The organism is Sphingomonas sp. SORGH_AS_0438 (assembly GCF_031453475.1).
Classification (GTDB): domain Bacteria; phylum Pseudomonadota; class Alphaproteobacteria; order Sphingomonadales; family Sphingomonadaceae; genus Sphingomonas.
This window is the reverse complement of the sequence record NZ_JAVIZS010000001.1, coordinates 3031543-3044972: the sequence shown is the minus strand read 5'-3', so window position 1 is coordinate 3044972 and position 13430 is coordinate 3031543. Positions and strand designations below refer to the sequence as shown.

Annotated in this window: 12 protein-coding genes and 1 pseudogene; 12 read left to right on the top strand and 1 reads right to left on the bottom strand. The window is 68.4% G+C overall.

Annotation, left to right across the window (positions count from 1 at the left end; genetic code table 11):
* Positions 1-55 precede the first annotated feature (55 nt).
* Complete coding sequence (locus QE452_RS14260; protein ID WP_125993663.1) at positions 56-313, top strand: GlsB/YeaQ/YmgE family stress response membrane protein; 258 nt, start codon at positions 56-58, stop codon at positions 311-313.
* 129 nt (positions 314-442) lie between these two features.
* Here the strand turns inward: QE452_RS14260 and QE452_RS14255 are convergent, their stop codons facing one another.
* Complete coding sequence (locus QE452_RS14255; RefSeq protein ID WP_309659575.1) at positions 443-1177, bottom strand: SIMPL domain-containing protein; 735 nt, start codon at positions 1175-1177, stop codon at positions 443-445.
* A gap of 217 nt (positions 1178-1394) precedes the next feature.
* Here QE452_RS14255 and QE452_RS14250 point away from each other — a divergent pair, with 217 nt between their 5' ends.
* From QE452_RS14250 to QE452_RS14200, 11 genes and pseudogenes are all read left to right on the top strand, one after another.
* Positions 1395-2558 (top strand): efflux RND transporter periplasmic adaptor subunit, encoded by a 1164-nt coding sequence (locus QE452_RS14250; RefSeq protein WP_309659576.1) that lies wholly within the window; start codon positions 1395-1397, stop codon positions 2556-2558.
* Between the two features lie 12 nt (positions 2559-2570).
* Positions 2571-5786, top strand: coding sequence for an efflux RND transporter permease subunit (locus QE452_RS14245; protein ID WP_309659577.1), 3216 nt, complete (start codon positions 2571-2573; stop codon positions 5784-5786).
* A gap of 111 nt (positions 5787-5897) precedes the next feature.
* A pseudogene (locus QE452_RS14240) lies at positions 5898-7107 on the top strand (DUF445 domain-containing protein).
* Positions 7108-7180: 73 nt separating this feature from the next.
* Positions 7181-8275, top strand: coding sequence for an ABC transporter permease (locus tag QE452_RS14235; RefSeq protein WP_309659578.1), 1095 nt, complete (start codon positions 7181-7183; stop codon positions 8273-8275).
* A complete protein-coding gene (locus tag QE452_RS14230) occupies positions 8275-9189 on the top strand; it encodes an ABC transporter ATP-binding protein (protein WP_309659579.1) in 915 nt (304 codons plus the stop codon). Before QE452_RS14235 ends, QE452_RS14230 begins: the two co-directional genes overlap by 1 nt.
* Complete coding sequence (locus QE452_RS14225; RefSeq protein WP_309659580.1) at positions 9189-10151, top strand: MlaD family protein; 963 nt, start codon at positions 9189-9191, stop codon at positions 10149-10151. Before QE452_RS14230 ends, QE452_RS14225 begins: the two co-directional genes overlap by 1 nt.
* Before the next feature lie 8 nt (positions 10152-10159).
* Complete coding sequence (locus tag QE452_RS14220) at positions 10160-10747, top strand: ABC-type transport auxiliary lipoprotein family protein (protein WP_309730303.1); 588 nt, start codon at positions 10160-10162, stop codon at positions 10745-10747.
* A 313-nt stretch (positions 10748-11060) separates the two neighbouring features.
* Entirely contained in the window at positions 11061-11543 is a 483-nt protein-coding gene (locus tag QE452_RS14215; RefSeq protein ID WP_309659582.1) for a DUF4142 domain-containing protein, read from the top strand.
* 126 nt (positions 11544-11669) lie between these two features.
* The gene (locus QE452_RS14210) at positions 11670-12668 is read left to right on the top strand and encodes a ligase-associated DNA damage response exonuclease (protein WP_309659698.1); all 999 of its coding nucleotides are present in this window, start codon (positions 11670-11672) and stop codon (positions 12666-12668) included.
* Between the two features lie 56 nt (positions 12669-12724).
* The gene (locus QE452_RS14205; protein WP_309659583.1) at positions 12725-12994 is read left to right on the top strand and encodes a hypothetical protein; all 270 of its coding nucleotides are present in this window, start codon (positions 12725-12727) and stop codon (positions 12992-12994) included.
* A gap of 14 nt (positions 12995-13008) precedes the next feature.
* Positions 13009-13248 (top strand): hypothetical protein, encoded by a 240-nt coding sequence (locus QE452_RS14200; RefSeq protein WP_309659584.1) that lies wholly within the window; start codon positions 13009-13011, stop codon positions 13246-13248.
* Positions 13249-13430: the final 182 nt, after the last annotated feature.

Genomic DNA, 13430 nt, shown 5'->3' with positions numbered 1-13430 from the left:
TGGGAGTCTTTCCGTCAGCGCCCCGTCGCAAGGGCTTGTAACGGAGGGAATTAAAATGGGCATCATTCTGTGGCTGGTTATCGGCGGCGTCATCGGCTGGCTGGCGAGCATCATCATGCGCACTGATGCGCAGCAGGGCATCTTCCTGAACATCGTCGTTGGGATCGTCGGCGCCTTCATCGGCGGCCTGGTCATCTCGGGCGGTTCGATCAACAATGCCCCGCTGACCATCACGTCGTTCCTGGTGTCGCTGCTGGGTGCGGTCATCCTGCTGGCGATCGTCAATCTGGTGCGTCGCGGCAGCGTGCGCTGATCGCCCGAAACGCTTGGGTTAAAAAAGGGCCGTCCGGGATCACCGGGCGGCCCTTTTCTTATAGATCGTAAACATCGCGGCCGATGGCGGGCCTGTCCGTTTTTTCGGACGGGCGCCGCCGCGCAAGGGTCATCCGAGCAGGAAGCGGACCTGCAGGGTCGCGGTGATGTCCTTCTCGCCCGCGACGATCGGCGTGTCCGCCTTCATCGCCATGGCGCGCGCCATCAGCATCGGCGGCTGGCCGGGCCCGCCGGCATCCTGCCCCGCCTCGGTGATCGAGACGATGCGCAGCACGCGCAGGCCGGCGGCGCGGGCATAGAGGTCGGCGCGCGCACGGGCCCGCTTCACCGCATCGGTCCGGGCCTCGTCCAGCGCGGCATCGGGTTCGCCGACCGACAGGTTCGGCCCCTCGATCTGGTTGGCCCCCTGCGCGACCAGCGTATCCAGCACCTTGCCGGCGCGGGCGATGTCGCGGAAGCGGATCGTGACGCTGTTAGTCGCCTGATAGCCGGTGATGACCGGCGGCTGATTCTCCTGATAGCGATATTGCGGCGAAAGCTGGACATTGGCGGTGGCGATGTCGCGCTGGGCGATGCCCGCCGCCTTCAGCCCGGCCAGCACCCGCGTCATCGCCGTCGCATTGGCGGCGAGCGCACCGGCCGCATCCGCGCCCTGGTTCACGACGCCGGCGCGAATCGTCGCCAGGTCGGGCACGCGCGTGGTGCGGCCCTCCGCCGTCACGTCGAGCAACGTGCCGCTGGCAGGCACCATCGGCAGCACGCTGGTCTCCTGCTGTGCCTGCGCGGCGGTGGGCAGGGCGGCGGCCGGCAGCGCGGCGGCGGCAAGCAGAACGAGGTGGCGCATCGGAAAATCTCCCCAGGAATATAACGGCGTCTTTGATCTGCCTTGCCCAAACCGGGGCTGAACGATCCGCGATAAACCGGTATGTCGATGCGCCCATTACATCCAGACTGGCTTTACTTCGGCCAGTCACAGGGACTTGAGCCGGGTGATATATTCGGATAATACAGCGCGGGACGGGCAGCGCGACATTGCGCGGCGGGACGGGGATGGCGACAGAATGAACTACGAGACCGGCACGATCGCGCAGGAACGGCTGGCCGGCCCGGACGTGACCCAGGGACGCAAGCGGCGGCGCTGGGTGATCGCGATCGTCGTGGTGCTGCTGGTCGCGGTCGCCGCCTGGGCGGTGTTCGGACGCGGGCACAAGGCGGCGACGGCCAAGCCGGTCGAGCAGCTGCCCACCGTCTCCGTCATCGCGCCCGGCCGCTCGACCGTCGACCGGCTGATCCAGGCGACGGGCACGCTGGCCGCGCGGCGCGAGATGCCGGTGGGCGTGGCGGGCGAGGGCGGCATGATCACGCGCGTGCTGGTCGAGCCGGGCGCCTGGGTGAAGGCGGGGCAGGTGCTCGCCACCGTCGACCGTTCGGTGCAGACCCAGACCGCCGCCGCGCTCGGCGCGCAGGTCAATGTCGCCCAGGCCGATCTGGTGCTGGCGCAGGCGGAACTGGACCGGGCCAAGGCGCTGGTCGATCGCGGCTTCATCTCCAAGGCCGATCTGCAACGCCGTACCGCGACTCGCGACGCGGCGGCGGCGCGGGTCAAGGTGGCGAGCGCCAGCTATGCCGAATCGCGCGCGCGCAACGGCCGGCTCGATATCCGTGCGCCCGCCGATGGCCTGGTGCTGACCCGCCAGGCGGAACCGGGCCAGATCGTCGGCGCCGGCTCGGGGGTGCTGTTCCGCATGGCGCAGGGCGGGCAGATGGAGATGCGCGCGCAGTTGAGCGAGGCGGACCTGATCGGCCTGTCGCCCGGCGCGCGCGCGATCGTGACGCCGGTCGGCTCGTCGCAGCGGTTTAATGGCGAGGTGTGGCAGGTGTCGCCGGTGATCGATCCGCAGACGCGCCAGGGCGTCGCCCGCGTGCTGCTGCATTATGACCCCGCGCTGCGGCCAGGCGGCTTCGCGTCGGCGCAGATCGTCAGCGGCGTCAGCTACCAGCCGCTGCTGCCCGATTCGGCGCTGCAGAGCGACGATCGGGGGGCGTATGTCTATATCGTCGATGCGCAGGACAAGGTGCAGCGCCGCGACGTGAAGCTGGGCCAGGTGTCCGACGCGGGCGTCGCGATCACCGGCGGGCTGAACGGCACCGAACGGGTGGTGCGCTCGGCAGGCGGCTTCCTGGCGCCCGGGCAGAAGATCAAACCCGTCCTCCAAAAGGCATAAGGGGCGATCCCGATGAGCTTCCGCAACATCTCGGCCTGGGCGATCCGCAATCCGGTGCCGCCGATCGTCCTGTTCCTGGCGCTGACGTTGGCGGGCATCGTCAGCTTCATGCGGATGGACGTGAACAACGATCCGGACATCGACTTCCCGGTCGCGATCGTCGTCATCGCCCAGCCGGGCGCCGCGCCGACCGAGCTGGAAACTCAGGTGACGCAGCGGGTGGAGGCGGCGGTGCGCGCCCTCCAGGGCATCGACGAGATCAATTCGACGGTGACCGAGGGCCAGTCGCAGACGGTGATCCAGCTCGCGATCGGCACGCCGATCGACCGCGCGGTCAACGACGTGCGCGACGCGATCGCGCAGATCCGCGGCGACCTTCCCGAGGGTATCCTGGAGCCGCAGGTGTTCCGCGCCAATACCAGCGGCAACGACATCGCCAGCTTCGCCGCGATCACCAGCGACATGACGGTCGAGCAACTGTCCTGGTATATCGACAATACGGTGGCCAAGGAGCTGCTGTCGGTGCCCGGCATGGCGACGGTCAACCGCAATGGCGGCGTCAGCCGCGAGATCCGCGTCATCCTGGACCCCGTCAAGCTGCAGAGCCAGGGGCTGACCGCCAGCCAGGTCAACCAGCAGCTGCGCCAGGTCAATCTGAACGCGGCGGGCGGCCGCGCGCAGATCGCCGGGTCGGAACAGTCGATCCGCGTGCTGGGCAATGCGCACGACGCCAACGACCTGGCCGACACGCAGATCGCGGTCGGCGGCGGCCGCACCGTGCGTCTGGGCGACATCGCCCAGGTCCGCGACCTCTATGCCGAACAGCGCAGCCGCGCGGCGGTGAACGGCCGCCAGGCAGTCAGCTTCGACTTCCAGCGCGCCAAGGGCGCGTCCGACGTCACCGTCTATCACGAGGCGGTCAAGAAGCTGGAGACGCTGGAGAAGCGCAATCCCAAGGTGAAGTTCGTCCAGCGCTGGACCAGCACCGACTATACCGAGGAACAGTATAAGAGCGCGATCCACGCGATGATCGAGGGCGCGATCCTGGCGGTCGTCGTCGTCTTCCTGTTCCTGCGCGACTGGCGCGCCACCTTCATCTCGGCCTTGGCCATCCCGCTATCGGCGATCCCGACCTTCTGGGTCATGGATCTGCTCGGCTTCGACCTGAACAGCATGACGCTGCTCGCGCTCAGCCTGGTGGCGGGCGTGCTGGTCGACGACGCGATCGTCGAGATCGAGAACATCGTCCGCCACATGCGGATGGGCAAGAACGCCTATCAGGCATCGATCGACGCGGCCGACGAGATCGGCCTCGCCGTGCTGGCGACGACGATGGCGATCGTCGCGGTGTTCCTGCCGGTCGGGTTGATGCCGGGCATCGCCGGGCAGTTCTTCAAGAATTTCGGCCTGACCGTGGTCGCGGCGGTGCTGATGAGCCTGGCGGTCGCGCGGCTGCTCACGCCGATGATCGCGGCCTATTTCCTCAAGTCCTTCGGCCATGCCAGCCATGGCGAGGGGCGGTTGATGGACTGGTACATGGCGACGCTGCGCTGGACGCTGGATCGCGGTCGCAGCACCGCCTGGCGGGCGCAGGGCGGGGCGAAGCGCTGGCTGGGCCGTTTCCTGGACCACCGCGTCTGGGTGACGCTGATCGGTGTCGCCTCCTTCGCGATGACGCTGGCGATGTTCGGCATCCTGCCCTCCACCTTCCAGCCGACGCGCGACGAGGATGATTCGAGCGCGCAGGTCGAGATGGTGCCCGGCACGACGCTGGCGCAGACCGATGCGGTGGTCAGCCAGGTCGCCGACTTCCTGCGCCGCCAGCCGGAGGTGACCTCCGTCTATGCCCGTACCCGCGTCGGCAGCGGCAACGTGACCGCGATCCTGTCCAAGGACCGCACGGTCACCTCGACCGAGTTCGAGCGCAAGCTGGCGCCGGAACTGGCGAAGATCCCGGATGCGCGCGTCTCGTTCCGGTCGCAGTTCGGCTGGGGCTCCAGCGGCCGCGACCTGACGATCGTGCTGGGCGGCGACGATCCGGTGAAGCTGGGCGAGACCGCCAACCGCATCGTCGCGGAGATGGCGCGGCTGAAGACGGTCACCGCGCCGCGCGTGTCGGGCCAGATGCAGCGGCCGGAGATCGTGATCCGTCCGCGCATGGACCTGGCCGCCAATCTGGGCGTGACGACGCAGGCGCTGTCGAGCGCGATCCGCATCGCGACGCTGGGCGATATCGACCAGAATTCGGCGCGCTTCTCGCTGTCGGACCGGCAGATCCCGATCCGCGTCGCGCTCGACCAGTCGGCGCGCGCGAACCTGTCGACGATCCAGAACCTGCCGGTGGCGACCCAGAATGGCGGATCGGTGCCGCTCAGCCTGGTCGCCGATATCGGCCTGGGCTCCGGCCCGACCAAGATCGACCGCGTCAACCAGCAGCGCCAGATCACCCTGGGCGCCGATCTGGCTCCCGGCGTCGTCAGTTCGGTGGCGATGAAGGAGATCCATGCGCTGCCGACGATGAAGAACCTGCCGATCGGCGTCAGCGAGTTGCAGCTCGGCCAGTCGAAATGGCAGGCGGAGATGATCCAGAACTTCATCGTCGCGGTGATCGCGGGCGTGTTCCTGGTCTTCGCGGTGCTGGTGCTGCTCTATCGCCGCGTGCTGCCGCCCTTCGTCAATCTCGGCTCGCTGATGCTGGCCCCGCTCGGCGGGCTGCTGGCGCTGTGGGTGACGGGCCAGCCGATCTCGATGCCGGTCTATATCGGCCTGCTCATGCTGCTCGGCATCGTTGCCAAGAACTCGATCCTGCTGATCGACTTCGCGCTGGAGGAGATGGCCAAGGGCGTCGATACGCTGAGCGCGATCATCGATGCCGGGCACAAGCGCGCCCAGCCGATCGTGATGACCACGGTGGCGATGGTGGCGGGCATGGTGCCGACGGCCCTGTCGCTGTCGGGCGACAGCTCGTCGCGCGCGCCGATGGGCACGGTGGTGATCGGCGGGCTGGTGGTGTCGACGGTGCTGACGCTGCTGATCGTACCCGCGATCTTCAGCCTGGCGGTGGGGGTCGAGCGCTGGGCCGGGCCGCGGCTCAGCCGCCGCCTGCTCACCTATCGCCCCGGCGACGATGGCAGCGACGTGGTCGGCATCGCCGGCCCATCGGGGCCGCAACTCGGCCATACGGGGGGCCGGATCGGCTATCAGGAGGGACCGCATCCGGCCGAGTAGGCGAGGGGCGCTGGGCCGAATAGGCGTGAACCAACACGCGTTTCAGGTATTGTTACGCTTGTGAAACTCGCACGCACGTCCCTCGACCAAGTGCCGGCCGGGCTCGTGCGGATGCGATTGGTCGCGACCGCGCTGCTGGTGGCGATGGCTGGGCTGTTTTTGGTCAGCCGGCTGATGGTCGGCGCACACCCAGCCTGGGGCTTCGTCCGCGCCTTTGCCGAGGCGGCGATGGTCGGCGGGCTGGCGGACTGGTTCGCGGTGACCGCGCTGTTCCGCCACCCGCTCGGCCTGCCGATCCCGCATACCGCGATCGTGCCGCGCAACAAGGACCGGATCGGCGACCAGCTCGCCCATTTCCTGCGGTCCAACTTCCTGGTGCCGCGCGTGGTGGCGCGGCGGATGCGCCGGGTCGATGTCGCCGCCGCCGCCGCCCGCTGGCTGACCGATCCGCCCGAGGGGGCGGGCGGCCGTTTCCGCCGGGGTGCCTCGCGCATGGTGGCGCAGGTGCTGGAGGCGATGGATCCCGCCAAGCTCGGCGGCATGATGAAGGCGGCGGTCGCCACCCGCATCCGCGAGATGGAGGTGGCGCCGATCCTGGGCCAGTTGCTCACCGCGATGATGGCGCAGGGGCGGCACCGGCCGTTGCTCGATTCGGGTGCGCGCTGGGCCTCGGGCCTGTTGCAGTCGAACGACGCGCTGATCCGCCAGATGGTGCGCGAGCGCGCCGGTGCGGTGTTGCGCTGGACCGGGCTGGACGAGACGCTGGCCGACAAGCTGATCGCCGGGCTGGACAAGTTGCTCCACGACGTCGCCGAGGACCCCGACCATCCGATGCGGCAGAAGGTGGAGGATGGCTTGGACCGGTTCGCCTGGGACTTGCAGCACGATCCCGCCACCCGCGCACGGATCGAGGCGGCGAAGGAGGAACTGCTCGCCAATCCGGCGATGGCGCGCTGGCTCGACGGCCTGTGGGAGCAGGCGCGCGCCTCGCTGCTGCGCATCGCCCGCGATCCGGAGGCGGCGATGACCGGGCAGTTGGGCGAGATCCTGCGCCAGATCGGCGACACGCTGCGCCAGGATCGGGGCCTCGCGCTGCGCATCAACCGTTTCGTCCGCCGCGCCGCGGTGGGCGTGGCGCATGATTATGGCGACGGCATCGTTCGGCTGGTATCGGAGACGGTGCGAAGCTGGGACGCGGGCCACCATCACCGGCCGCCTGGAGAATGCGGTGGGACGCGACCTGCAATATATCCGGGTGAACGGCACGCTGGTCGGCGGGCTGGTTGGCTTGTGCATTCATGCCGTGGACGTGATGCTGTGAGCGCCCCGTCACCGTTCGTCGTGATGTCGGGACGGCTTGCCGCGACGCATCATTTCGATCAAGGGTGCGTTCGATGAACGATGCCGCGCAGTTCCAGGACGATAACGGCACGGTCCGGTTCACCGGAGATCTGTCGCTCGCCCGCATTGCCGGCCTGACCGAGCGACTCGAACAGGTCGATCGGGTCACCACGGTCGACTTGAGCGGCGTCGAGCGGATCGACACGGTCGGTGCCTGGGTCGTCCACCGCTTCGCCGCCAAGCATGACGCGCGGGTCGAGGGCCTGAGCGAGGACGGCCGGCACCTGTTCGACCAGGTGGTGGAGGCCGACAAGCCGCTGGTGCCGCGTCCGTCGCAGGGCAGCGGCATCCAGCGCGTGCTGGGCGAGGTGGGCGACGCGGTGGTCCAGTCGGGACGCACGCTGCTCGGGCTGCTCGGTTTCCTCGGCTCGACCACGCTCGCCTTTGCCAGCGTGATCCGCCACCCGCGCCGCTTCCGCTTCAACGCGGTGGTGCACGAATTCGAGACAGTCGGCGTCGCCGCGCTGGCGATCGTCGGGCTGATGAGCTTCCTGATCGGCATCGTCATCGCGCAACAGGGTGCGGTACAGCTTCGCCAGTTCGGCGCGGAGGTGTTCACGATCAACCTGGTCGGACGGCTAACCTTGCGCGAACTGGGCGTGCTGATGACCGCGATCATGGTCGCGGGCCGCTCCGGCTCCGCCTTCGCCGCGCAGATCGGCACGATGAAGCTGACCGAGGAGATCGACGCCATGCGTACGATCGGCGTGTCGCCGATGGAGGCGCTGGTGGTGCCGCGCACGCTGGCGGCGATCGTACTGATGCCGCTGCTCGGCTTCTATGCCTCATTGATCGCGATGATCGGCGGCGGGTTGCTGGCGGCGGTGTCGCTGGGGATCCCGCCCATCACCTTCATCGCCCGCATCCGCGAGGTCGTGCCGATCACCGACCTCTATGTCGGCCTGATCAAGGCGCCCGTGTTCGGCGCGATCATCGCGCTGGCGGGGTGTTTCCAGGGGATGCAGGTCGAGGCGGACGCCGAGCAGGTCGGCCTGCGCACGACGTCGGCGGTGGTGCAGGGCATCTTCCTGGTGATCGTGCTCGACGCCTTTTTCGCGGTGTTCTTCACCTGGCTGGGCTGGGACTGATGCCGACGCGCAAGGACGAGATCCTGGTCGACGTGAAGGGGCTGCGCAACAGCTTCGGCGAGTCGGTGATCCACGACAAGCTCGACCTCCAGGTCCGGCGTGGCGAGATCCTGGGCGTGGTCGGCGGGTCGGGCACCGGCAAATCGGTGCTGATGCGCTCGATCATCGGCCTCCAGACCCCCGATGCGGGCACGATCACCGTGTTCGGCGAGCCGACCATCGGCCGCGAGGAAACCGAGGCGGTGGCGATCCGCAAGCGCTGGGGCGTGCTGTTCCAGGGCGGGGCGCTGTTCTCCACGCTGACGGTCGCGGAAAACGTGCAGGTGCCGCTGCGCGAATTCTATCGCGAGCTGCCGCAATCGCTGCTCGACGAGATCGCCGCCTACAAGGTCGTGATGACCGGCCTGCCGCCCGAGGCCGGGCCGAAATATCCGGCCGAACTGTCGGGCGGCATGAAGAAGCGCGCCGGACTGGCCCGCGCGCTGGCGCTCGACCCCGAATTGCTGTTCCTCGATGAACCGACCGCCGGGCTGGACCCGATCGGCGCGGCGGCGTTCGACTCGCTGATCCAGTCGCTCCAGCGCACGCTGGGACTGACCGTGTTCCTGATCACCCATGACCTGGATACGCTCTATGCGATCTGCGACCGGGTGGCGGTGCTGGCCGACAAGCGGGTGATCGCGGTCGGCACGATCGACGAGCTGAAGGCGACCGACCATCCCTGGATCCACGAATATTTCGAGGGGCCACGCGGCCGCGCCGCCGCGACGGGCCAGGAGCGACTCGACTTCGACGCGGACACGGATCGCCACCCGACCGAGGTGACGGCCCGGACCACCCACCAGACGTCGCAAGGCGGCGACAGCGACAATGCGGCGCGGGACAGCGATCCCGCCGGAACAAGGACAGGCTGATGGAAACCCGTTCGAACCACGTCCTGGTCGGCGCCGTCGTGCTGATCCTGCTGGCGATGCTGGCGCTGTTCACGGTGTGGATCGCCCGGCTGGGCGGCACCGGGAAGAAGGAATATGACATCTTCTTCCGCCAGTCCGTCGACGGCCTCGCGCAAGGGTCGCAGGTTACCTATTCCGGCGTGCCGTCGGGCCAGGTGAAGTCGATCGCCCTGTGGAAGAACGATCCGCAATATGTCCGCGTCCGGATCAGCGTGAACGACGACACGCCGGTGCTGGACGGCACCACCGCGACCGTGGTCGGCAGCTTCACCGGCACCAGCACCGTGTCGCTGGACGGCGCGCGCAAGGGGGCCCATCCGATCACCTGTCCGGAGCCGCCCAACCCCAATGTCTGCCCTTACGGCGTGCCGGTCATCCCGACCAAGCAGGGCGGCATCGGCGCGATCCTGAACAGCGCGCCGCAGTTGCTGGAGCGGCTGTCGACGCTGACCGAGCGGCTGACCGGGTTGCTGACCGACCGCAACCAGGCGTCGATCGCCGGCATCCTGGACAATACCAACCGCCTGACCGACGCGCTGGCCGATCGCGGGCCGGAGATCGCGGCGACGCTGGCGCAGACGCGGATCGCCATCCAGCAGGCAGGCGAGGCGTCGAAGCAGATCGGCGACCTGGCGCAGACCACCAACGGGGTACTGGCCAACGACATCGCGCCGACCATCCAGAATCTGAACGGCGCGATCGCGTCCGCCCGGCAATCGGCGGAGACGCTGAACGCCGCGATCGACGATGCGCGGCCGGGCCTCCAGGCCTTTTCGAAGCAGACCATGCCGGAAGCGAACCGCCTGATCCGCGACCTGCGCACCACCGCCACCGCCCTGTCCGCCGTGGCGGAAAAGGTCGACCAGCAGGGGGCCAGCTCGCTGATCGGCGCGCAGAAGCTGCCGGACTATAAGGGCAAGTGAGGATCGCCATGAACAGAGCCGCTCTCCTGATCTGCGCCGCGACGCTGCCGCTGGCCGGCTGCGTCAGCTTCGGGGCCAAGCCGCCCAAGTCGCTGCTGGTCCTGACCAGCAGTGCGATGGTGCCGGTCGGGCAGGTGCGCGACTCGGCCACCGCCCGCACCATCGTGGTCGACGTGCCGGGCAGCGCGGCGGCGCTGGCCACCGCCCGCGTGCCGGTGGAGGTGACGCCGACCACGCTCGCCTATGTGAAGGACGCGCAATGGTCCGAACCGCCGGCGCGGCTGTTCGCGCGGCTGGTGTCGGATACGCTGGCGGCGCGCACCGGCCGGGTCGTCATCACGCCCGTGCAGGCGGTGGGCGAGGCCAATGACCAGCTGGGCGGTACACTGCGCCGCTTCGGCCTGGACGCGACCGGGCGCCAGGCGGTGGTCGCCTATGACGCCACCCTGTCGCGCGCCGGGCAGAGCGGCACCGAGACGCGCCGGTTCGAGGCACAGGTGCCCGTCGCGGCGATCGATGCCGAGTCGGCCGGTCCGGCGCTGAACCAGGCGGCGAACCAGGTGGCGGCGCAGATCGCCGATTGGGTGGGCCGCTAAAAGGGCGGCCCGACCGGGCCAAGACACGACCGGGGGGTTCGACCCGGAACCTCTTATCCCTCCGGCCTCCGGCAAAGTGGAGGGGAGTGGACCGTCGACTCCTTGATCAGGTTCACTCCTTTATCGGATGATGTGACGATCTATAGATCGACCCTCTTCTGAGAATTGGTGGAAGCGGACGGATTCAATCCCTCCAAAATCCGATTGATCGCAATCAAGTTGCTCTAATCTCTGGTCAAATCCTCTCTCCTGCCGGGAACGCCGCGTGATTTGGGGCGCTTGGGCGAGCAGCTAGGCCAATAGGAGAGCCACCATGATCCGATCCATCACGCTTGCCGCCATCGTCGCGCTGACCCCCGCCGCCGTGTCGGCGCAGGCGGTGTCGCCGACCACCTTCGTCACCAAGGCGGGTGCGGGCGACCTCTATGAGAAGACGTCGAGCCAGCTGGTGCTGGCGACGAGCAAGAACGCCAAGTTGCGGCAGTTCGCGCAGATGATGGTCCGCGACCATACCAAGAGCACCGCCGATGTGAAGGCCGCCGCCGCCAAGGCCGGCGTCACCGTGCCGGCGCCCAAGCTCGACGCGATGGGCGCCCGCGACGTCGCGGCGCTCCGGACGGCCAAGGGCACGGCACGCGACTCGCTCTACGTGACGCAGCAGAAGGCGGCGCACCAGCGTGCGCTGACGCTGCACCAGGGCTATGCCGCCAACGGCACGTCCGCGCCGCTGAAGATGGTCGCCGGGCAGATCGCACCGGTGGTGCAGACGCATCTGACCGAACTCCAGGCGATGTAATGGCCGGCGGGCGGCGGAACCGATCCGCCTGCCCGCCCGTTCCCAAGCTCGGCTCCGTCCCGTTTCCCCCCTTTCCGGGGCGGGGCCGAAACCGGACATTCCTGCGATCCCGGACGTTGAGGCGTGATGGTCAAGCTCGGCGACTGGATCGAACCCCACCCCCATGGCATCCATGTGAAGCCGGCCGATGCGTGGATCGACCCGTCCGAACCCACGCCGCAGGCGCTGGTCACCCATGGTCATGCCGATCATGCGCGCGGCGGCCATGGTCGCGTCTGGGCGACGCCCGAGACGCTGGCGATCATGGCGGCGCGCTACGGTCCCCAAAATGGCGCGCCCGTCGCCTATGGCGAGACGATCAGGCTGGGCGAGGTCGAGATCGGCTTCGTACCCGCCGGCCATGTGCTGGGGTCTGCGCAGATCGTGCTCGATTATCGCGGCGAACGGATCGTGGTGTCGGGCGACTATAAGCGCCGGGCGGACCCGACCTGCACGCCCTTCGAACCAGTACCCTGCGATGTGTTCGTGACCGAGGCGACTTTCGCGCTGCCGGTCTTCCGGCATCCCGATACGGGCGACGAGATCGACAAGCTGCTGGCGCGGCTCCACGCCAATCCCGATCGCTGCGTGCTGGTCGGCGCCTATGCGTTGGGCAAGGCGCAGCGGGTGATCGCGGAGTTGCGCGCGCGCGGCCATGCGGCACCGATCTATATCCATGGCGCGCTGGCGCGGTTGTGCGACCTCTATGCCGAACATGGCGTCCATCTCGGCGAGCTGATCCCGGTCGCGGGCGTCGCCAAGGCGGCAATGGCGGGCCATGTCGTGATGTGCCCGCCCGGCGCGCTCAACGACCGCTGGTCGCGGCGGCTGCCCGATCCGATCACCGCGATGGCCAGCGGCTGGATGCGGGTCCGCCAGCGCGCACGGCAGAAGAATATCGAACTGCCGCTGATCCTGTCGGACCATGCCGATTGGGACGAACTGACCCAGACGCTGACCGAGATCGCGCCCAAGGAGGTGTGGGTGACGCATGGCCGCGAGGACGCGCTGGTCCATTGGTGCATGACCCGCCAGATCCGCGCCCGCGCGCTGGCGCTCGTCGGCTTCGAGGATGAGGACGACTGACGCGGAACTGCGCCGCGGCCCGTGCGGTTCAATGGACCTGTCCAAGGAGAATCAGGATGGCCGCAGCCCGGCTGAACATCGATACCGCCACGATCTTCGACAATGTCGACGAACGCCGCGTCGAATTCGCCGCCGATATCGGCGAGGATCGCCACGCCTTCGCTATGCCCTATGACGGCCTGCGGGCGCTGACCGGCATCGATCCGATCACCGAGCCGGTCGCGACGCTGACCCGCGTCGCCGATCAAGTCGCCGAGGCGGGGGTGAAGGCGCTGGCACGCGATCCCGATCAGGCGATGGTGGTGATCAGCGAGAACGACCTGTGACGATTGACTGGCGAATGAGCGCGGCGCTGGAGAATGTGCCGCGCGGCGGCCATGACGTGGCCGAGGTGACCAGCCTGGCCGGCGCGGTGCGTGCCTGGGGGGAGATGGATGCCGAACACCGGGCGCAGGCCGTGCTGACGACCGATCATCCGGTCCAGATCGATGACAGCGATGCGGCGGTGCAATGTTTCTCGGGCGATGCGATCCAAGCGCTGGCGGACCGGCTGCGCCAGGATCAAGACGGAGCGGCGTAACGCGCCATCGGTCCGGTCAGGCCGCCGCCGCCGCGTCCTCCGCCGCGTCGCGACTCAAATCGGCCACGGTATCCAAGGTCCAGAATCCGAAAATCTCGGTCTTCAAAACCCGATGACATGATTCGGACTTGAGATCGTCATTGCGAGCGCAGCGAAGCAATCCACAGCCGCGCGCGTGACGC

Excerpts from the sequence above, each read along its gene's own strand:
- QE452_RS14250 (WP_309659576.1), top strand. The coding sequence starts at position 1,395 with ATGAACTACGAGACCGGCACGATCGCGCAGGAACGGCTGGCCGGCCCG.
- QE452_RS14200 (WP_309659584.1), top strand. The coding sequence starts at position 13,009 with ATGAGCGCGGCGCTGGAGAATGTGCCGCGCGGCGGCCATGACGTGGCC.
- QE452_RS14255 (WP_309659575.1), bottom strand. The coding sequence starts at position 1,177 with ATGCGCCACCTCGTTCTGCTTGCCGCCGCCGCGCTGCCGGCCGCCGCC.
- QE452_RS14260 (WP_125993663.1), top strand. The coding sequence starts at position 56 with ATGGGCATCATTCTGTGGCTGGTTATCGGCGGCGTCATCGGCTGGCTG.
- QE452_RS14220 (WP_309730303.1), top strand. The coding sequence starts at position 10,160 with ATGAACAGAGCCGCTCTCCTGATCTGCGCCGCGACGCTGCCGCTGGCC.
- QE452_RS14215 (WP_309659582.1), top strand. The coding sequence starts at position 11,061 with ATGATCCGATCCATCACGCTTGCCGCCATCGTCGCGCTGACCCCCGCC.
- QE452_RS14210 (WP_309659698.1), top strand. The coding sequence starts at position 11,670 with ATGGTCAAGCTCGGCGACTGGATCGAACCCCACCCCCATGGCATCCAT.
- QE452_RS14205 (WP_309659583.1), top strand. The coding sequence starts at position 12,725 with ATGGCCGCAGCCCGGCTGAACATCGATACCGCCACGATCTTCGACAAT.
- QE452_RS14235 (WP_309659578.1), top strand. The coding sequence starts at position 7,181 with ATGAACGATGCCGCGCAGTTCCAGGACGATAACGGCACGGTCCGGTTC.
- QE452_RS14245 (WP_309659577.1), top strand. The coding sequence starts at position 2,571 with ATGAGCTTCCGCAACATCTCGGCCTGGGCGATCCGCAATCCGGTGCCG.
- QE452_RS14230 (WP_309659579.1), top strand. The coding sequence starts at position 8,275 with ATGCCGACGCGCAAGGACGAGATCCTGGTCGACGTGAAGGGGCTGCGC.
- QE452_RS14225 (WP_309659580.1), top strand. The coding sequence starts at position 9,189 with ATGGAAACCCGTTCGAACCACGTCCTGGTCGGCGCCGTCGTGCTGATC.